This window comes from Streptococcus sp. k-163, assembly GCF_013277555.1.
Lineage (GTDB): Bacteria > Bacillota > Bacilli > Lactobacillales > Streptococcaceae > Streptococcus.
In genome coordinates this window covers 97,802-116,793 of sequence record NZ_VMND01000015.1, presented here as the reverse complement: position 1 = coordinate 116,793, position 18,992 = coordinate 97,802, and the positions used below count along the sequence as shown (strand labels likewise).

Here is an 18,992-nt window from a genome sequence, read left to right as displayed (position 1 = left end):
CTCAAAGCACTGCTTTGAGGTTGTAGATAAGACTGACGAAGTCAGTCACGTATATAATCCAAGGCGACGTTGACGCGGTTTGAAGAGATTTTCGAAGAGTATTAAACATCGAAACAGGGAGTGAGTCCGAGGCTCATTCCCTATTTCAACATTTTTCTATTATGGTTTTACAACTTCTGCTGCTTCAACCTTACCATTGTTCATGGTCATCATGTAAGCAGTTTTAACTGTGTTGTGGTCTGCATCGAAACTTGTTTGACCAGTTACACCTTCAAAGTCTTTTGTTTTAGCAAGGTTGTCCTTAATCTCACCTGAGTTTTTAGCACCTTTTGCTGCGTTTGCTACAAGGTGAACTGAATCATAAGCCAAGGCTGCAAATGTTGAAGGCTCTTCATTGTACTTAGCACGGTAAGCGTCAAGGAAGGCTTTTGCTTTAGCTGAAACTTCTACAGTAGTTGAGAAGCCTGAGATAAAGTAGATGTTTGATGCTTTTTCAGGAGTTGCTTGTTGTACAAACTCTTCACCGTTGAATCCATCACCACCAACGATTGGCTTGTCAATTCCCATACCACGCGCTTGGTTTACAATTTTACCAGCTTCAGTGTAGTAACCAGGAACAACAATGGCATCAAAGTCTTTCCCTTTCATTTTTGTAAGGGCTGCTTGGAAGTCTGTATCACCTGCTACGAAAGTTTCATCTGCAACGATTTCACCTTTGTAAGCTTCACGGAAGGCTTTGGCAATCCCTTTAGCATAGTCGCTGGCGTTGTCAGTGTATAGAACAACTTTCTTAGCGTTTAATTTATCAGAAACATAGTTTGAGATAATTTTTCCTTGGAAACTATCTTGGAAAGTTCCGATAAAGAGGTAATCTTGACCTTTAGTCAATCCATCTTGAGTCGCACTTGGCGAAATCAATGGAACACCTGCTTTTGTAGCGTTAGCTACCGCAGCTGCAGTTGCACCAGATGTCGCAGGACCTACGATTGCTGATACTTTAGATTGGGTTACAAGGTTAGTTGTTACTGAAGCAGCTTCTGCTGTTTCAGACTTGTTATCTTTATCGACTACTTCGATTTGTTTTCCGTCGATACCACCTGCTGCATTGATTTCATCAACAGCAAGTTGAGCACCTTTTTGTTCAGATGTCCCGTAGGCTGCTACGGCACCAGTTTCTTCAAAGTTAAATCCGATTTTGATTGTCTTTTCCTCTACTGAGTTACCAGCAGTGTTGACTGCTCCAGACTTCACTTCTCCACAGGCTGCAAGAAGTGCTACACTTGCAAGCGCCACAAACGATAGGGCAAATTTTTTCTTCATCTTTTTGTCTCCTTATTTCTTAAATAAATAGCATGTTAAGAATATACCGAATTATCAGAAAATTGTCAACACTTTTCTTGAACTTTTTCGATGATAACGTTTTCCTCTCGATAAAGATTGCCCACAAAGGGTGTTTCCAGCTCTTGAATATGACAAACTCTGACTTTTTTTATAAACTTTTCCTTGCTCAAGCGCCCGACCAATTGCTCCACTTCTTGAGTTGGAACATAGAGTTGTAAATAACGATGTTTCTTGGAATGATAGGTAATATCTCCATAATCCTGCAGTTTTTTTGCATCACGATTATAGTAAAGATAGATAATCAAGCCAGAACGATTGACTTTTTCAAACATGATAAATCCTCTTTCTAAGAAATTTCTCCTTATTATACCAAAAAAAGCAAACCCAGTCGAGTTTGCCTTCTTTTATCATTAATTCAATGAATTGTTGGCCATGATTTCATCAATAAAGCCATATTCAAGTGTTTCTTGAGCACTCATCCAGTTATCGCGTTCTGCATCTGCATGGACTTTTTCGATTGACTGACCTGAATTTTCAGCTAAGATTTTTTCCAAGGTATTACGAGTTTTAAGCAAGTGTTCTGCAGCAATCGCCATATCGGTTTGTTGAGTACCACCACCTGTACCACCCATTGGTTGGTGGATCATGTACTCAGCATTTGGAAGCATGAAACGTTTGCCTTTTGCTCCACTTGATGCGATGACTGTCCCCATAGATGCAGCCATTCCCATAACGATGGTTTGGACATCTGCCTTGATAAAATTCATAGTATCAACGATTGCCAAACCAGCTGAAACAGAACCACCAGGTGTGTTTACATAAAGGTAAATATCTTTTGTACTATCTTGGGCATCCAAGAAAAGCAACTGGGCAATAACAGAGTTAGCCATATTGTCTTCAACTGGGCCTGTCAGCATAATGATACGGTCTTTGAGAAGACGTGAGTAAATATCGTAGGAACGTTCTCCACGGCTTGTTTGTTCAATAACTACAGGAATCATTTATTTCTCCTTTTGAGTTTTAATTTTGTTGGTCAAATGACTGAAGATAAGACTATTATAATATCTTGGTCAAAAAAGGTCAAATTTTTGCTCTGTTTTCATTAGACAGAAACAAAAATTCAACCTCCTTTCGTGACTGGAATTCTTTTCCAAGTCAATCTTCTTCTTTTCGATGTTATTTCGTACCGAACAAGCGGTCTCCAGCATCTCCAAGACCTGGAACGATATAACCGTGTTCGTTCAAGCGTTCATCCAAAGCTGCTGTAAAGATTTCTACATCTGGATGAGCTTCTTGAAGAGCTTTTACACCTTCTGGAGCAGATACAAGGCAGACAAATTTGATATTTGATGCGCCACGTTTTTTAAGCGAGTCAACAGCTAAAATTGCTGAGCCACCTGTTGCCAACATTGGGTCTACGACAAAAATTTGACGTTGGTCAATATCTTCAGGCAATTTCACCAAATACTCAACTGGTTGAAGCGTTTCTTCATCACGGTACATACCGATGTGACCAACCTTAGCAGCTGGAACCAAGCTCAAGAGTCCGTCAACCATCCCGATACCTGCACGCAAGATTGGAACGATGGCCAATTTCTTACCTGCCAATTGTTTTTGAACTGTTTTTGTGATTGGTGTTTCGATTTCCACATCTTCTAGTGGAAGATCACGAAGTACTTCATACCCCATCAACATTGCAATCTCATCGACTAGCTCACGGAAAGCTTTTGTAGAAGTATCTGTACGACGCAAGATTGACAATTTGTGTTGAATCAGTGGATGATTAATAACTTCAATTTTTCCCATTTTTGGAATTCCTTCTTTCAATTTATTCCTCTTATTATACCAAAAAACGGTTTAAAAATCTTTCTAAACCATTTATTTTTGATAATTTTTACATTAAATCAGCCTCTTTAAGAGCTGCCTGTACTGTCTCAAGTGGTAAATGGGTCAATTCTGTTCCCTTTTCTTGATAAAGGTATTGGGCATAGTCGTCCATTCGGTACTGGTTAATATAAACCACGCGCTTGCAACCCACCTGTAGCAATTGTTTTGTACAGTTGAGACAAGGAAAATGGGTTACATAGGCTGTAAAGCCTTTAGGAACACCACGTTCTGCACCTTGTAGAATGGCATTAACCTCAGCGTGAAGGGTACGAACACAGTGGCCTTCAATGACCAGACATTCGTGATCAATACAATGCTCTGTACCTGACACCGAACCATTGTAACCAGTGGAAATAACCTTATTATCCTTTACCAGAATTGCGCCCACTTTGGCTCGTTTACAAGTGGAACGATTGGCAATTAATAAGGCTTGAGCTGCAAAATACTCATCCCATGCTAGTCTGTTTTCAGTCATCTCTTTTCTCCTTTTTCTCTATTTTTTTAAAAATGGTAAGCGTAAATCCGCAATCTTTTCAGCTGGTACCTTCATGCCATCCTTGGTCCATTTTAGAAGGACCGAGACGATGGCTGAACTCCAGAAGGAATGAAGATAAGAGCTGACACCTTTTGATGTTCCATGGTATTTTTCTAGAAATTCCTGCATGGCTTGGACAAAAATTTTTTCCAAATGGTAATCCAATGCCAATTGAATCACTCTGGCTTCTTTTCTGACCTCTCGGAAAAGGTGAACCCAGACTAGATAAAGGTCTGTCTTTAAATCGTAATGATGCAGCTGTTCCATGATATTGTAGACACTCCGTTTAAAGACGCTCTCTAAAATTTCCTCTTTGGAATCATAATTGCGATAAAAGGCCGCACGCGAAACGCCTGCACGTTTAACCAATTCAGAAATACTAATCTTGGTCAAGTCCTTTTTTTCCAAGAGTTGCAAGAGGGCTGTTTCAATCGCTTCTCTAGTTAATAAATTGGATTCTTGATTTGATTTTCTGAGATTTTCAAGAGATTTTTCAGAGATTCTACGTTCAGACATAACATTTTCTTTCTACTTGTCACAACAGACGGATGAGACTTTTGTTTCAAGGGTTTTCATGATATAATTGTAAAAAAAGACAGAACCTTTGTCAATGTATAACTGGCAAAGATGGAGAATTTCTATGACTTGGAAGATTATTGCTGACTCTGGTTGTGATTATCGTCAGCTAGAAACACCAGCTATTGACACGACCTTTGTAAGTGTTCCCTTAACCATTCAAGTAGCTGATCAGGTCTTTGTTGATGATGCCAGTCTTGATATTGACCAAATGATGGAAACTATGTATGCAACTGCAGAAGCTTCAAAATCAGCTTGTCCAAGCCCAGATGATTATTTACGAGCATTTGAAGGAGCAAAAAACATTTTCCTCGTAACCATAACTGGTACTCTTTCTGGTAGTCACAATAGTGCTCAACTGGCCAAGAATATTTATCTGGAAGACCATCCTGATACTAAGATTCATGTGATTGATAGTTTGTCTGCTGGTGGTGAGGTTGACCTACTCGTAGAAAAATTAAATAACCTGATTGACCAGGGCCTATCTTTTGAAGAAGTAGTTGAAGCTATCACTGCCTATCAAGAAAAAACCAAGCTGCTCTTTGTCCTATCCAGAGTTGATAACCTGGTGAAAAACGGCCGTTTGAGCAAGCTTATCGGTACAGTCGTTGGCCTTCTCAATATCCGCATGGTCGGAGAAGCTAGTGAAACTGGAACCCTCGAATTACTACAAAAAGCACGAGGTCCAAAGAAATCAGTTCAAGCTGCCTATGATGAAATCATTAAAGCTGGATATGCTGGTGGCCGTATTGTCATGGCCCAACGCAATAACGAGAAATGTTGCCAACAGCTTTCAGACCGAATCCGTGAAACCTTCCCATATGCGGATATTAAGATTCTCCCAACCTCTGGCCTCTGCAGTTTCTATGCAGAAGATGGTGGTTTGCTGATGGGATATGAAATTGATTAATTACATTCTTGACAAGAGGTGACTTCATCTCTTGTTTTTTTGTGGTACAATAGAGCTATGAAACATTTTGATACTATTGTCATCGGTGGAGGTCCTGCTGGCATGATGGCTACGATTTCCAGTAGCTTTTATGGACAGAAAACCTTCCTCATCGAAAAAAATCGGAAACTTGGAAAGAAATTAGCTGGAACTGGTGGGGGACGTTGCAATGTAACTAACAACGGAACTCTAGACGACCTACTAGCTGGAATCCCTGGGAACGGACGCTTTCTTTACAGTGTCTTCTCTCAGTTTGATAACCATGATATCATTAACTTTTTTACAGAAAATGGTGTTAAACTTAAGGTCGAAGACCACGGCCGCGTCTTTCCTGCTAGCGACAAATCTCGGACTATTATCGAGGCCTTGGAAAAGAAAATCACTGAATTAGGTGGCCAAGTTGCTACTCAAACAGAGATTGTTTCAGTAAAAAAGGTAGATGACAAGTTTGTCCTTAAGTCAGCTGACCAAACCTTCACTTGTGATAAACTCATTGTCACAACTGGTGGAAAATCCTATCCTTCAACTGGTTCGACTGGTTTTGGTCACGAGATTGCTCGTCATTTCAAGCACACCATTACCGAGCTTGAGGCTGCTGAAAGTCCTTTGTTGACAGATTTTCCACATAAGGCCTTACAGGGAATTTCCCTAGATGATGTGATCTTAAGTTATGGTAAGCATGTCATCACTCACGATTTGCTCTTTACCCACTTTGGTTTGTCTGGCCCTGCTGCCCTACGTATGTCTAGCTTTGTAAAGGGTGGGGAGATTCTCTCACTGGATGTTTTGCCTCAACTTTCCGAGAAGGATTTGGCTGCATTTCTAGAAGAAAATCGGGAAAAATCCTTGAAAAATGCCTTAAAAACTTTGCTTCCAGAACGCTTGGCAGATTTTTTTGTGCAATGCTATCCTGACAAAGTCAAACAGTTGACTGAAAAGGAACAAGAACAACTTCTCCAGTCCATCAAAGGACTTAAAATTCCTGTTACTGGTAAAATGTCCTTAGCTAAATCCTTTGTTACCAAGGGTGGTGTCAGTCTTAAGGAAATTAATCCTAAAACTCTGGAAAGTAAGCTAGTCCCTGGACTCCACTTTGCAGGCGAGGTCATGGATATTAACGCCCACACGGGTGGCTTTAACATCACTTCAGCCCTCTGTACTGGTTGGGTGGCAGGCTCAAATCAAATATATAAATAATTGAATGACTAAAATACCAAATAAGAAAGGAAGTCCTTTGGAACATATTATTTTACTAAGAGGTGTTACTCCTAATGGAAAAAATGCTATCCCTAAAATGTCTTATCTAGTAGATATCTTAACAGAAGCTGGTTTTCAACAAGTTCGAACCTATATTCAAAGTGGGAATATCATTCTTGAAAGTGACTTAGATTTAGAAACAATACGAGAACGTGTTCATACTCTGATAAAGGAAAAAATTGGGGCCGACTTAAAAATGGTTATCAAGAACAAAAGTGATTTTACAAAAATTGTCCAAGAAAACCCTTTTGGAGAACACTATCTTTATGACCGTATACACGTGATTTTTTATCAAGAATCTATTCAAAGTCTACCTTTAGAAAAATTGAAAATTGATTACGGTGAAGAAGAAATTTGTATCGGTAACCACTGTCTCTACCTCTATCTCCCTAGAACTGCAAAACAAAAGAAACTCCATACCAACTATCTTGAAAAGCTTTTTAATGTAGATTTGACCATGCGAAAACTAAATGTGGTAGAAAAATTATTAAGCAAGTAATACTTGAATTTAGAAAAAATCGGAAGAATACTCCTCCGATTTTATTTTGTCTGAGTTTGGACATAATGAGCAATCACATCTGATGTGTATTGGGCAGTGCCAGTTCCAAATTTGTCAATGTTTTCCTTAAACTCTGGGTTATAGACGTAGCCTTTACCAATATGACCGAAGACTTCAATAGAGCAGTCAAATCCATAAGTACGGATGGCTTGCAAGAGCTTGGCTGCTTGCTCTTGGTTTTCAGTTGCTGTTGCAGGTAAACCAGCTTGAAGATTTTGTGACAAAGCTTGAAAAACTTGGTTGAAGGCAATCGTAGCCTCATCTTCGTGACCTTTTTGACGTTCGAGCGCTTGGTCCATGACTTCTTGTCCATATTTCTCTACCGCCTCTTGGTGGTATTTTTGATGGTCTTGGTAGTTAAACCCAGCAAATTTCTCTTGAATGCTCATTTCTCTTTCTCCTTTATGTTCTTGAATGGTTTTTTGCAAGGTGGAAATCAAGGTATCCAGATGTTGCCTTTCACGAGTCAAATAGTCCAACTGTCTAGTCAAATGAGGCAATAAATCTGATCTCTCTTCCTTTAACAGCTCTGCTATTTTTTCTAAAGAAAAGCCTAGATATTTGTAATATAGAATGACCTGAAGGCGTTCCAAATCCTCTTGACTGTATGTTCGATAGCCGTTTTCTGACTTTAAAGGAACCAAGAGTCCTATCTTGTCATAGTGGTGTAGGGTTTTGACAGATACGCCCGAAAGCTGCGCAGCTTCTTTTATATGGTACATGATTTTCTCCTTACATTGATAGTATAACCCCTCCCCTTAGGTCAGAGTCAAGCGTTTTTGCGAAATTTTTAAAAATTTTTGAGAAAGCTGTGAAAACTTGAAAATGGTTTTCTTGACAGACCTTAGAAAACATGATAGGATAGTCAAGTCTATCAATCAAAAGAAACGCTCATCTTGAGTACTGATGAGGCTATTTGCCAAGGGCAGTAGCTTTTTCTTTTGTAACACTAATTTTAGGAGTTTAACTATGTCTGAAAAATCGCAATGGGGTTCTAAACTGGGCTTTATCCTAGCATCTGCTGGTTCAGCCATCGGACTTGGTGCCGTTTGGAAATTCCCCTACATGACTGCTGCTAATGGCGGTGGAGGCTTTTTACTGGTCTTTCTTATCTCCACTATTTTAATCGGTTTTCCCCTTTTACTAGCTGAATTTGCCCTCGGTCGAAGTGCTGGTGTCTCTGGGATTAAAACCTTTGGAAAACTGGGCAAGAATGGCAAGTACAACTTCATCGGTTGGATTGGTGCCTTTGCCCTCTTTATCCTCTTATCTTTCTACAGTGTTATTGGAGGATGGATTTTAGTCTATCTAGGCATTGAGTTTGGAAAATTGTTCCAACTTAGTGGAACAGGTGATTACGCTCAGTTATTTACTTCAATCATTTCAAATCCAGCCATTGCCCTAGGCGCACAAGCTGCCTTTATATTATTGAACATCTTTATTGTATCACGTGGTGTTCAAAAAGGGATTGAAAGAGCATCTAAGGTTATGATGCCCCTGCTCTTTATCATCTTTGTCGTCATCATCGGTCGTTCTCTCAGTTTGCCAAATGCCATGGAAGGGATTCTTTACTTCCTCAAACCAGACTTTTCAAAACTGACGAGCGCCGGTCTCCTCTATGCTCTGGGACAATCTTTCTTTGCCCTCTCACTAGGGGTTACAGCCATGCTGACCTATGCTTCCTACTTGGACAAGAAAACCAATCTGGTCCAATCAGGAATTTCCATTGTAGCCATGAATATCTCGGTATCTATCATGGCAGGTCTTGCCATTTTCCCAGCCATGTCAGCCTTCAATATCCAGTCTGAAGGGGGACCGAGCTTACTCTTTATCGTCTTGCCTCAGCTCTTTGACAAGATGCCTTTTGGAACTATTTTCTACATCCTCTTCCTCTTGCTCTTCCTCTTTGCGACGGTCACTTCTTCTGTCGTTATGCTAGAAATCAATGTGGGCAATATCACCGATCAGGACAACAGTAAGCGTGCCAAATGGAGTGCGATTTTAGGAATCTTGACCTTTGTCTTTGGAATTCCTTCAGCCCTTTCTTACGGTGTTATGGCAGATGTTCACATTTTTGGGAAGACCTTCTTTGACGCTATGGATTTCTTGGTTTCCAATCTCCTCATGCCATTTGGAGCTCTCTGCCTTTCACTCTTTACAGGCTACATCTTCAAAAAGGTTCTTGCCATGGAAGAACTACACCTTGATGAAACAACATGGAAACAGGGACTTTTCCAAGTCTGGCTCTTCCTTCTTCGTTTCGTCATTCCAATCATTATCATTGTGGTCTTTATCGCCCAATTTATGTAATCAAAAAGGACTTGAGTAGTGAACTCAGGCCCTTTCTTTGTTATGGATGGCTAACAATCAATTCTAATTCTTGTCCTTCCAGAGTCCAAGATTCAACATCACTTGGTAGGATAAAGTGGCTACCTTTTTGAATCGGATAGTTTTTCCCATCTACAGTAAGCTGACCTTGACCAGCTAAGACACTCAATAAGCTGTAATCAGCTGTCTTTTCGAATTCAACTTTCCCAGTAATTTCCCACTTGTAGACTGCGAAGAAGTCATTGGATACAAGGAGAGTTGAGCGTAAATCGTCGGCTTTGATAGTTACTGGACGGCTATTTGCAGGCTCTCCAATGTTCAAAACATCGATAGATTTTTCAAGGTGAAGTTCGCGCAAATTTCCCTTGTCATCCTTACGGTCAAAGTCATAGACGCGATAGGTGGTGTCACTAGATTGTTGGGTTTCAAGAATCAAGATACCTGCCCCGATAGCATGCATGGTGCCACTTGGTACATAGAAGAAATCCCCAGCCTTAACTGGTACTTTTGTCAATAAACTATCCCAGTTCTTGTCCTCGATTTGCTGGCGGAGTTCTTCTTTTGACTTTGCATTGTGACCATAGATAATCTCTGATCCTTCATCCGCAGCAATGATATACCAGCATTCTGTTTTTCCAAGTTCGCCCTCATGCTCTAGTCCATAAGTATCGTCTGGGTGAACTTGGACGCTGAGCCAGTCATTGGCATCGAGGATTTTTGTCAATAGCGGAAATACAGGTTCTGGACGATTGCCAAACAATTCACGGTGCTCTGCATATAAAGTAGCTAGATCTGTTCCTTCAAAACGACCATTGGCAACTTTAGAGACACCATTTGGATGAGCTGAGATAGCCCAGTATTCTCCGATTTTTTCACTTGGGATGTCGTATCCAAACTCATCGCGTAGCTTGGTTCCACCCCAGATTTTTTCTTGCATAACGGAATTTAAAAATAATGGTTCTGACATGTCGATCTCCTGTCTGATTTTTCTCCCTTCATTATAGCAAAAAAAGAGTTCCAGTTGAACTCTTTTTCATATCTTATAAAGTAGGGAGAAGATTTTATAAAAATAGTAAACAAATGTGCTCTACTCAATACTTGCACCATTGCTGGCAATGACATCCTTGTACCAGTAGAAGGACTTCTTCTTGCTCCGTTTGAGGCTTCCATGACCAGCATTATCTCTATCCACATAGATAAAGCCATAGCGCTTGTTCATTTCGCCTGTTCCAGCTGAAACCAGATCGATACAACCCCAAGTCGTATAACCAAGCAAGTCAACTCCATCTTGGTAAATGGCATCTCGCATAGTCTTGATATGAGCCTTTAAGTAAGCAATCCGATAGTCATCTGCTACATAACCATTCTCATCTGGCGTGTCCATAGCACCGAGTCCATTTTCTACGATAAACATTGGCTTTTGGTAACGATCCCAGATGGCATTGAGGGTGATACGAAGGCCAAGTGGGTCAATCTGCCATCCCCATTCTGAGGATTCAAGATAAGGATTTTTGATAGAGGCAAAGACATTCCCAGCAGTCAGATCCCTCACTTCTGGATCCCCTGAGGCCACTCGACTTGCATAGTAAGAGAAGGAAACAAAGTCAACAGTGTGATTCTTCAACAAATCCAAATCTTCTGGAGCCATTTCAACCTTAATTCCTTCACGTTCCCACTGCTTCTTAGCGTAATTTGGGTATTCCCCACGCGCTTGAACATCAATGAAGAAGTAACTCTTACGGTCTTCTTCCATAGTAGCCCAGTAGTCTCTCGGATGGGCTGTGTTAGGATAGTATTGCCCTGCAGCCAACATACATCCCACCTTGTTTTCTGGGTCAATTTCGTGGGCAAGCTTAGTCGCCATGGCCGAGGCCACCAATTCATGGTGGGCAGCTTGGTATTTAACCTGTTCTTGATTTTCTCCTTCTTCAAAACAGAGCCCAGCTCCCATAAAGGGTGCATGGAGAATCATGTTAATTTCGTTGAAGGTAAGCCAATATTTGACCAAACCCTTATAGCGGGTAAAGAGTGTGCGACAAAGTTTTTCATAGAAGTCTAACATCCGACGATTGCGCCATCCACCGTACTCTTCAATCAAGTGCATAGGACAGTCGAAATGCGTAATGGTTACCAGAGGTTGGATTCCATACTTATGACATTCCTTAAACAAATCCTCATAAAAGGCTAGACCAGCTTCATTTGGCTCGGTTTCGTCGCCCTTAGGAAAAATCCGAGTCCAAGCAATGGAAAGTCTATAAGTCTTAAAGCCCATTTCTGCAAAAAGAGCGATATCTTCCTTGTAATGATGGTACATATCAATAGCTTCTTTTGCTGGGTAAAAATAGCCCTCCTCAAACGAGAACATCTTTTTCTGACCTATGATTATGGCTTCACGGTCTGGTCCAATGGGTACCACATCAACGTTAGCAAGACCTCGATCATCTAGATTATAAGCCCCCTCACATTGATTAGCTGCCGTAGCACCACCCCAAAGGAAGCCCTCTGGAAATTGTAGTATTTCTGTCATCACTTTACCTCATTTGATTTGATAGTTCTATTATACTAAAAAGAAAACAAAAAATTTGGAACTATCTGGGTAATGATGTCCTGAGCTGGCTTTTACGTTTGAATAAAAAATAAGCAAGAGTTTGAGAGTTTTGCTATAAAAATGTAAACTATCACAGTCTTGTGATAAGAAAAAGACCGGATTGCTCCGATCTTTCAATAGTTCATATTCTCACATTCTGTTTTAAGAATAGTTAAGATTATCTTCAAATGACTAAGCGTCCTATTTCATACGATAAAAATCAATCACTAGACCAGCAGGTCCTTTAACTAATAAGGACTCTGTTCCCCAATCGGTTACAGTTGGACCGTTTAAAACCTGGATACCAAGTTCTTTCAACCGTTGGTAGTTCTGATCTACATTCTCAACCTCAATGTGAAGAATGATTCCTGACTGAAAGTTTTCCAAAGGAACCAAATGATTTTGGGACAACATCAGACAGTGACTGCCAATCGTAAACTGAGCAAAACCATCATCAGCATAATCTGCCTTTTTATCCAAGATATGCTCCAAATCAGCACAGACTTGGGGAACATCTGAAACGATAATATCTAATTGATTTAAATTCATTTACTATTCTCCATAAAAAGACCGGATTGCTCCGATCTTTTCAAGTTTCTCTCTATGAAAATCAAAGAATAAACAAGGCATCAAACCGCAGGCAGTACTGGAGTACGGCAAGGTGAAGATAACGCAGTTTACATTTGATTTTCGACGAGAGAAATTATTTAATTGCGCGTGATTGCAAACCTTCTTCTTCCAAGAAGAGACGGAATGGTACGAGTTCTTCTGCTTCGTATTTTTCCTTGAAGGCTTTGATAGCTTCTTCTGAGTGAAGTTTTGGATCCAATTCAAGTACTTCTACTGGAAGTGGACGGTGGTGAGTGATGCGAGCATCGATAACAACAGTTTTACCTTCTTTGTTCAATTTAACAGCTTCTGCAACAACTGCATCGATGTCTTCGATACGGTCAACTGTAAATCCAACAGCTCCTTGAGCTTCAGCGATTTTCGCATAGTCAGCATTAGGGAAGTCACAACCAAACAAGTGTTTGTTTGTGTCTTCGTATTTGTCCTTGATGAAGGCATATTTACCATTTGAGAAGACAACGTTGATAACTGGAAGGTCGTATTGAACGTTTGTGATAACGTCTGGGTAGCACATGTTGAATGCACCGTCACCCATGATGTTCCATACTTGGCGATCTGGATTGTCTTTCTTAGCAGCGATACCACCAGGAAGGGCAATACCCATTGTCGCAAAGAGTGGAGATGTACGCCACATGTTCTTAGGTGTCATGTGAAGGTGACGAGTAGATGTTTGAGTAGTGTCACCTACGTCGATTGAGTAGATAGCGTCTTGATCAGCATGTTTGTTGATTGCATTGTAAACTTGATACAATTGCAATTCACCCTCAGTTTTACCTTCGAGTTTGTCCATGTAATCACGCCAGTTTTGGTTGTTCTTAACGTTTGCACGCCACCATGGAGTAGATTCAACTGGGTTCACTTTGTCAAGGATAGCTTGTGCTGCTTGACCTGCGTCACCAAGGATTGAAGCGTCAAGGGCGTGACGTTTACCAAGTTTGTAAGGGTCAATATCGACTTGGATGAATTTTTCAGTGTTTTTGAATGCTTCGTATACTTCAGCAAATGGGAAGTTTGAACCAAGGAAAAGAACTGTGTCTGCTTCAAAGACCACTTCGTTGGCTGGTTTCCAACCAACACGGTAAGCAGAACCTGTCAAACCTTCGTAGTTCCATTCGAAAGCTTCGAAGTTTTTACCAGTAGTGATGATTGGTGCTTTGATTTTACGTGACAATTCAGTGATTACTTCACCAGCTTTAACACCACCGTAACCAGCATAGATAACTGGACGTTCAGCATTGTTCAAGATTTCAACAGCTTTGTCGATTTCAACTTCGTTCAAAGCAGGAGCGATAAATGAACGCTCGTATGAACCTGATCCATAGTATGAGTTTTCATCGATTTCTTGGAAACCGAAGTTTACTGGAATTTCAACAACAGCTGGACCTTTTTTAGAAACTGCAGCACGGCAAGCTTCGTCGATTACTTTTGGCAATTGCTCAGCGTAAGCTACACGTTTGTTGTATACAGCGATACCGTTGTACATTGGGTTTTGGTTCAATTCTTGGAAGGCATCCATGTTGAGTTCGTTAACTGGACGTGATCCAAGGATCGCTAGGAATGGAGTGTTATCCATAGCTGCATCGTAAACACCGTTAATCAAGTGAGTCGCACCTGGACCACCTGAACCAACTGCAACCCCGATTGAGCCGCCGAATTTAGCTTGCATAACCGCTGCAAGAGCACCTGTTTCTTCGTGGCGAACTTGCAAGAAGCGGATATCTTTGTCTTCAGCCAAAGCGTCCATCAATGAGCTGAGTGTTCCTGATGGGATACCGTAGATTGTGTCTACGCCCCATGTTTTCAATACGTTGAGCATTGCTGCAGATGCAGTAATTTTCCCTTGAGTCATAATGATAACTCTCCTTCAAATATTTTTAAATCTACTAAAAAAGTTTCGTATACTTTTTTGAAAACGTTTCAGCAAATTTTTACTCTACTAATTTACCACATTTAGTTCGACTTTACTAAGAATCTGCTCACAAGTTCTTATTATCTATTACAGTACAGTTTGAAAACGTTTTTAGATTCTGTTTTATAATAAAAAGCGAGCAAGCTCGCTTTTAATCTATTTTACTAAAGTTTAACAGAAGGGAACTGGTCAGAACAGATACTGAACTAAAGGCCATAGCTAGACCTGCCAGTTCTGGGTTGAGGGCCAGTCCAACACCTGAAAAGACTCCTGCTGCTATCGGAATTCCAACGACATTGTAGATAAAGGCCCAGAAAAGATTGAGCAGAATTCGATTAAAGGTTTTCTTACTCATGTCAAAGGCACGAACCACTCCTAGGAGGTTATTAGTTGTCAACACCAAATCTGCTGACTCGATAGCAATATCTGTTCCAGCTCCCATAGCAATCCCCACATCTGCTACACTGAGGGCAGGAGCGTCATTGATGCCATCACCAACAAAGGCTACTTTTCCAGCCGCTTGTAGTTTATGGATTTCGTTGGCTTTTTCTTCTGGCAAGACACCTGCAATGACCTCTTCGATTCCGATCTGATCGGCAATGGCACGCGCCACACCTGCATTGTCTCCTGTCAGCATGACAGTTTTAAGTCCACGTTTTTTCAGCTGGCTGATAGCTAGCTTTGCATTTTCCTTGGGAATATCTTGCAGAGCAAGCAAGCCTTTGATTTCATTCTCAACAGCCAAGAAAACAACTGTCTTAGCCTCTTTTTCCAGTTCTTCTAGTTTTTCTTGATAAATACTAGAAATATCCATGCCATCCAGTATTTTAGCATTTCCAAGCAGAACTTGTTTTCCATTGATTTGCCCTGAGACACCTTTTCCGTGCAAGGCTTGGAAATTTTCAACAGTTTGTAACTCAAGTCCAACTTCACTCGCTCGTTTCACAACGGCTTCAGCCAGTGGGTGTTGAGAAGCTTCTTCCAAGGAGGCTGCCAATCCAAGCACTTCTACTTCGTCGCCGATGATATCTGTTACCACAGGCTTCCCTTCCGTCAAAGTCCCAGTCTTATCAAAGACAAGAGTTTGGACTTTCTGGATTTCCTGTAGAACCATTCCATTTTTGAGTAGAACTCCCATCTTGGCACTGCGTCCTGTCCCTACCATAAGGGCTGTCGGTGTTGCGAGCCCCAAGGCACAAGGGCAGGCGATAATCAAAACCGCCACTCCGTAGAGAAGAGAGGACACAAAGCTAGCTCCAAGCACGACTACACTATCTCTCAACAAGACAAACCAAACCCAAAAGGTCACAATCCCTAAAATGACAACTGCTGGAACAAAAATCCCTGAAACTTTATCAGTCAAGTCCTGAATCGGAGCACGACTTGTCTGAGCTTTCTTCACAAAATCCACAATCTGAGCCAAAACAGTCTCTGAACCAACTTTTTCTGCTCTAAAAACAAGTGTTCCACTATTATTGATGGTTGAACCAATGACGGTATCTCCAACTGTCTTGTCCACAGGCAGACTCTCACCTGTCACCATAGACTCATCAATACTAGAGATACCTTCTACTACGACACCATCAACAGCAATCTTTTCACCGGGACGCACTCGAATCAGATCACCTACCTTGACTTGTTCCAAAGGAACTTGAACATAGCGATCCTCACGCAAGACTTCTGCTGTTTTAGCCTGCAAGTCCAGCAATTTCTCCACAGCTTGGGAAGTATTTTTCCGCATTTTCTCCTCAAAAACGGCTCCCAGAAGAACGAAGAAGAAGATAAATGCAGCACTTTCAAAGTAAACGGGGAGACCAGCGAAGAGGGCAACTAAGCTATAGAAATAGGCCACTAGGGTTCCCAGAGCAACCAAGGTATCCATGTTGGCATTGTGCTTTTTAAAACTAGCCCAAGCACTTTGGATATAAGGACCACCTGCTACTAGCATAATCGGTGTTGTGGCTAAAAAGGTGCCCCAACGCATGACTTGGTGACTAATTCCTCCTGTAGACATCCCAATCATGAGAATCACAAGAGGCACAGTAAAGATACTAGTAATCCAAAAACGCTGTAAAAGTGATAGAGATTTTCGAGTCTTCTCAACTACGGTATAACTCCCCTTTTGCATCTTCATGCCACAAGAAAATTCATGTTGACCTAATTCTTGAGGTGTAAATCGAATGACTTTCTCCTCATCTACGCCGATTGGTTCCAAGATGCCTTCTTCTTCAAATAGAATTTCCTTATAACAGTTTGAAGGTGTCACACGGTGAAAGGTGATCTCAGCAGGAACTCCTTTTTGCAGTTGAATGTGGGCTGGATGGTAGCCTTTGTCTGCCGTGATACGGATTTTTTGAACACCATTTTCAAGACTTGCTTTTACAATTTCAGTCATATCATTCTCCTATTCTACAATCATCTTGCCGTGCATCATATTCATGCCACAAGAGAAACCATACTCTCCAGCCTGCTCAGGCGTGATTTCCACTACATACTCTTCACCCATTGGCAGGTCCGCATGTACACCAAAGTCTGGAAAAACAATTTGGTCCAAACAGGGCGAAGGGTCCTTACGGTCAAAGACAATGCGGGCTGGCACTGATTTCTTGAGGATAATCAACTCAGGCGTATAGCCCCCCATGACCTCCACTCGAATCTCTTGGTAGCCGTTTTTTTGCTGGGCCTTTTGTCCAGATTTTTCAGGCTTTTTGAAAAACCAAAACAAGATAAACGCGATAAGGGCAATACAAATAATGGTTACAATACTATTTAACATGACGTCTCCTTTACATACAATTACATTTTACTTTTGTTACAGCGCTTGATTTCTTCTCAGAAATCACAGCTTCCAAGTCTTCCAAGTCAGCCTGAGTAAAATCACATTCGGCAATCAAATCAGCCAACAAGTTCTTAATCCTACGAGAACAAACCTTGTCTTTGATATCTTGGACAAGTAAATCCCGACTTTGGTCCAGAGTTAATAGGGCTGAATAGACAAAGAACTTGCCTTCTTTTTTCCGAGTCAGACACTCTTTCTCAACCAGACGAGCCAAAAGAGTTTGAATGGTTGACTTGGACCAGTCGAACCGCTCCGCCAGAACCCTGATCAAATCCGTACTGGTCTGCTCTCCTTGCATCCAAATAATCTTCATGACCTGCCATTCTGCATCTGAAATCTGCATTAGCACACCTCCTAAATCTACATTTGTCAATTACAGTTATTAGTATACTCTTAAAATCTACATTTGTCAACCATAAAATTTATCTTTTCTTTGAAAAATTGAATTTTAACCATACGATAAAGGATTTTCAGTCAAATCTTACTATATAAACTATAAAAATATGCTATACTAAAGAAAAAAAGAAAACAACCACTAGGGGTGCGTAAAGCTGAGATTAACGACTGTTAGACCCTTTGACTCAATCTAGGTAATGCTAGCTGATGGAAGTGGAAATGATAATGGGGACTAGCAGTCTTCTATTGCCTTTCTAAAACAGACTAGCTTGTTCTTAAGAATACAAACTTCAGTTGGTTGGGAGGTTTTAGATGACTTATTTACCCGTTGCTTTGACCATTGCAGGGACTGACCCTAGTGGCGGTGCTGGCATTATGGCTGACTTAAAGTCGTTCCAAGCTAGAGATGTCTATGGAATGGCCGTTGTGACCAGTCTTGTCGCTCAAAATACCAGAGGTGTTCAGCTAATCGAGCACGTTTCTCCTCAAATGTTGAAATCCCAATTGGAGAGTGTCTTTTCGGATATCCCACCTCAGGCTGTAAAAACTGGCATGTTGGCAACTACTGAAATTATGGAAATCATCCAGCCCTATCTTAAAAAGCTAGATTGTCCCTACGTCCTTGACCCTGTTATGGTCGCTACTAGTGGAGACACTCTGATTGATACCAGTGCCAGAACCTACCTAAAAACAAACCTGCTTCCACTTGCAACCATCATCACACCCAATCTTCCTGAGGCAGAAGAGATTGTTGGTTTTTCAATCCATGACCCCGAAGACATGCAGCGTGCTGGTCGCCTGATTTTAAAAGAATTTGGTCCTCAGTCGGTGGTCATCAAAGGTGGCCATCTCGAAGGTGGTGCTAAGGATTTCCTTTTTACCAAGGATGAGCAATTTGTCTGGGAAAGTCCACGAATTCAAACCTGTCATACACATGGTACTGGATGTACCTTTGCTGCTGTGATTACGGCTGAACTAGCCAAGGGGAAAACCCTCTATCAAGCAGTCGATAAGGCCAAGGCCTTTATCACAAAAGCCATTCAAGATGCCCCTCAACTCGGTCATGGTTCTGGTCCAGTCAACCATACAAGTTTTAAAGATTAAAAAAACTCTCTAGTTCCCACTTTAAGGGAATTAGAGAGTTTTTATACTTTTCGAAAATCTTTTCAAACTATGTCAGCTTTATCTGCAACCTCAAA

General features: G+C 41.1%; 19 protein-coding genes and 1 riboswitch. Of the genes, 5 read left to right on the top strand and 14 right to left on the bottom strand.

Annotated features, from left to right (window positions below; translation table 11 throughout):
- Nucleotides 1-159 precede the first annotated feature (159 nt).
- The 6 genes from HT731_RS06590 to HT731_RS06565 all read right to left on the bottom strand — a co-directional run bounded on the left by HT731_RS06590 (nt 160) and on the right by HT731_RS06565 (nt 4,279).
- A complete protein-coding gene (locus HT731_RS06590) occupies nt 160-1,320 on the bottom strand; it encodes an ABC transporter substrate-binding protein (RefSeq protein WP_033679953.1) in 1,161 nt (386 codons plus the stop codon).
- Between the two features lie 65 nt (nt 1,321-1,385).
- Complete coding sequence (locus tag HT731_RS06585; RefSeq protein ID WP_000462127.1) at nt 1,386-1,673, bottom strand: YlbG family protein; 288 nt, start codon at nt 1,671-1,673, stop codon at nt 1,386-1,388.
- Between the two features lie 78 nt (nt 1,674-1,751).
- On the bottom strand, nt 1,752-2,342 hold the full coding sequence (gene clpP, locus HT731_RS06580) for an ATP-dependent Clp protease proteolytic subunit ClpP (protein ID WP_000613475.1): 591 nt from the start codon (nt 2,340-2,342) through the stop codon (nt 1,752-1,754).
- 175 nt (nt 2,343-2,517) lie between these two features.
- Entirely contained in the window at nt 2,518-3,147 is a 630-nt protein-coding gene (upp, locus tag HT731_RS06575) for a uracil phosphoribosyltransferase (protein ID WP_000515974.1), read from the bottom strand.
- Between the two features lie 88 nt (nt 3,148-3,235).
- On the bottom strand, nt 3,236-3,703 hold the full coding sequence (locus HT731_RS06570) for a cytidine/deoxycytidylate deaminase family protein (RefSeq protein WP_000138511.1): 468 nt from the start codon (nt 3,701-3,703) through the stop codon (nt 3,236-3,238).
- Between the two features lie 18 nt (nt 3,704-3,721).
- Complete coding sequence (locus tag HT731_RS06565) at nt 3,722-4,279, bottom strand: TetR/AcrR family transcriptional regulator (RefSeq protein WP_000004133.1); 558 nt, start codon at nt 4,277-4,279, stop codon at nt 3,722-3,724.
- 124 nt (nt 4,280-4,403) lie between these two features.
- Here HT731_RS06565 and HT731_RS06560 point away from each other — a divergent pair, with 124 nt between their 5' ends.
- Genes HT731_RS06560 through HT731_RS06550 form a run of 3 tightly spaced genes read left to right on the top strand, consistent with a single transcriptional unit; the run spans nt 4,404 to nt 7,044 of the window.
- Nucleotides 4,404-5,249 carry a DegV family protein gene (locus HT731_RS06560; protein ID WP_000219926.1) on the top strand — a complete coding sequence of 282 codons (846 nt, stop codon included), beginning with the start codon at nt 4,404-4,406 and terminating at the stop codon, nt 5,247-5,249.
- Nucleotides 5,250-5,306: 57 nt separating this feature from the next.
- Entirely contained in the window at nt 5,307-6,485 is a 1,179-nt protein-coding gene (locus tag HT731_RS06555; RefSeq protein WP_004247535.1) for an NAD(P)/FAD-dependent oxidoreductase, read from the top strand.
- A 37-nt stretch (nt 6,486-6,522) separates the two neighbouring features.
- A complete protein-coding gene (locus HT731_RS06550) occupies nt 6,523-7,044 on the top strand; it encodes a DUF1697 domain-containing protein (protein WP_000400052.1) in 522 nt (173 codons plus the stop codon).
- Nucleotides 7,045-7,085: 41 nt separating this feature from the next.
- On the opposite strand, the gene HT731_RS06545 is transcribed toward HT731_RS06550, so the two are convergent.
- Nucleotides 7,086-7,826 (bottom strand): MerR family transcriptional regulator, encoded by a 741-nt coding sequence (locus HT731_RS06545; protein WP_000274775.1) that lies wholly within the window; start codon nt 7,824-7,826, stop codon nt 7,086-7,088.
- 247 nt (nt 7,827-8,073) lie between these two features.
- Between HT731_RS06545 and HT731_RS06540 the strand changes: the two genes are divergently transcribed.
- On the top strand, nt 8,074-9,414 hold the full coding sequence (locus HT731_RS06540) for a sodium-dependent transporter (protein ID WP_173278203.1): 1,341 nt from the start codon (nt 8,074-8,076) through the stop codon (nt 9,412-9,414).
- A gap of 40 nt (nt 9,415-9,454) precedes the next feature.
- Here HT731_RS06540 and manA read toward each other — a convergent pair whose 3' ends face one another.
- The 7 genes from manA to HT731_RS06505 all read right to left on the bottom strand — a co-directional run bounded on the left by manA (nt 9,455) and on the right by HT731_RS06505 (nt 17,740).
- On the bottom strand, nt 9,455-10,399 hold the full coding sequence (gene manA, locus HT731_RS06535) for a mannose-6-phosphate isomerase, class I (protein ID WP_001294273.1): 945 nt from the start codon (nt 10,397-10,399) through the stop codon (nt 9,455-9,457).
- Nucleotides 10,400-10,519: 120 nt separating this feature from the next.
- A complete protein-coding gene (locus HT731_RS06530; protein ID WP_000136071.1) occupies nt 10,520-11,959 on the bottom strand; it encodes a 6-phospho-beta-glucosidase in 1,440 nt (479 codons plus the stop codon).
- 261 nt (nt 11,960-12,220) lie between these two features.
- A complete protein-coding gene (locus HT731_RS06525) occupies nt 12,221-12,568 on the bottom strand; it encodes a VOC family protein (RefSeq protein WP_173278201.1) in 348 nt (115 codons plus the stop codon).
- A 154-nt stretch (nt 12,569-12,722) separates the two neighbouring features.
- The gene (gene spxB / locus HT731_RS06520; RefSeq protein WP_061759194.1) at nt 12,723-14,498 is read right to left on the bottom strand and encodes a pyruvate oxidase; all 1,776 of its coding nucleotides are present in this window, start codon (nt 14,496-14,498) and stop codon (nt 12,723-12,725) included.
- A 211-nt stretch (nt 14,499-14,709) separates the two neighbouring features.
- The gene (locus tag HT731_RS06515) at nt 14,710-16,953 is read right to left on the bottom strand and encodes a heavy metal translocating P-type ATPase (protein ID WP_061759193.1); all 2,244 of its coding nucleotides are present in this window, start codon (nt 16,951-16,953) and stop codon (nt 14,710-14,712) included.
- 9 nt (nt 16,954-16,962) lie between these two features.
- A complete protein-coding gene (locus tag HT731_RS06510; RefSeq protein ID WP_000935061.1) occupies nt 16,963-17,334 on the bottom strand; it encodes a cupredoxin domain-containing protein in 372 nt (123 codons plus the stop codon).
- A 10-nt stretch (nt 17,335-17,344) separates the two neighbouring features.
- Nucleotides 17,345-17,740 (bottom strand): CopY/TcrY family copper transport repressor, encoded by a 396-nt coding sequence (locus HT731_RS06505; RefSeq protein WP_001167198.1) that lies wholly within the window; start codon nt 17,738-17,740, stop codon nt 17,345-17,347.
- A 184-nt stretch (nt 17,741-17,924) separates the two neighbouring features.
- Nucleotides 17,925-18,022, top strand: a riboswitch (TPP riboswitch).
- A gap of 83 nt (nt 18,023-18,105) precedes the next feature.
- Here HT731_RS06505 and thiD point away from each other — a divergent pair.
- The gene (gene thiD, locus HT731_RS06500; RefSeq protein ID WP_061759192.1) at nt 18,106-18,897 is read left to right on the top strand and encodes a bifunctional hydroxymethylpyrimidine kinase/phosphomethylpyrimidine kinase; all 792 of its coding nucleotides are present in this window, start codon (nt 18,106-18,108) and stop codon (nt 18,895-18,897) included.
- Nucleotides 18,898-18,992 lie beyond the last annotated feature (95 nt).

Coding starts and splice junctions, on each gene's coding strand:
- HT731_RS06590 (WP_033679953.1), bottom strand. CDS start 1,320: ATGAAGAAAAAATTTGCCCTATCGTTTGTGGCGCTTGCAAGTGTAGCA.
- HT731_RS06585 (WP_000462127.1), bottom strand. CDS start 1,673: ATGTTTGAAAAAGTCAATCGTTCTGGCTTGATTATCTATCTTTACTAT.
- clpP (WP_000613475.1), bottom strand. CDS start 2,342: ATGATTCCTGTAGTTATTGAACAAACAAGCCGTGGAGAACGTTCCTAC.
- upp (WP_000515974.1), bottom strand. CDS start 3,147: ATGGGAAAAATTGAAGTTATTAATCATCCACTGATTCAACACAAATTG.
- HT731_RS06570 (WP_000138511.1), bottom strand. CDS start 3,703: ATGACTGAAAACAGACTAGCATGGGATGAGTATTTTGCAGCTCAAGCC.
- HT731_RS06565 (WP_000004133.1), bottom strand. CDS start 4,279: ATGTCTGAACGTAGAATCTCTGAAAAATCTCTTGAAAATCTCAGAAAA.
- HT731_RS06560 (WP_000219926.1), top strand. CDS start 4,404: ATGACTTGGAAGATTATTGCTGACTCTGGTTGTGATTATCGTCAGCTA.
- HT731_RS06555 (WP_004247535.1), top strand. CDS start 5,307: ATGAAACATTTTGATACTATTGTCATCGGTGGAGGTCCTGCTGGCATG.
- HT731_RS06545 (WP_000274775.1), bottom strand. CDS start 7,826: ATGTACCATATAAAAGAAGCTGCGCAGCTTTCGGGCGTATCTGTCAAA.
- HT731_RS06540 (WP_173278203.1), top strand. CDS start 8,074: ATGTCTGAAAAATCGCAATGGGGTTCTAAACTGGGCTTTATCCTAGCA.
- manA (WP_001294273.1), bottom strand. CDS start 10,399: ATGTCAGAACCATTATTTTTAAATTCCGTTATGCAAGAAAAAATCTGG.
- HT731_RS06530 (WP_000136071.1), bottom strand. CDS start 11,959: ATGACAGAAATACTACAATTTCCAGAGGGCTTCCTTTGGGGTGGTGCT.
- HT731_RS06525 (WP_173278201.1), bottom strand. CDS start 12,568: ATGAATTTAAATCAATTAGATATTATCGTTTCAGATGTTCCCCAAGTC.
- spxB (WP_061759194.1), bottom strand. CDS start 14,498: ATGACTCAAGGGAAAATTACTGCATCTGCAGCAATGCTCAACGTATTG.
- HT731_RS06515 (WP_061759193.1), bottom strand. CDS start 16,953: ATGACTGAAATTGTAAAAGCAAGTCTTGAAAATGGTGTTCAAAAAATC.
- HT731_RS06510 (WP_000935061.1), bottom strand. CDS start 17,334: ATGTTAAATAGTATTGTAACCATTATTTGTATTGCCCTTATCGCGTTT.
- HT731_RS06505 (WP_001167198.1), bottom strand. CDS start 17,740: ATGCAGATTTCAGATGCAGAATGGCAGGTCATGAAGATTATTTGGATG.
- thiD (WP_061759192.1), top strand. CDS start 18,106: ATGACTTATTTACCCGTTGCTTTGACCATTGCAGGGACTGACCCTAGT.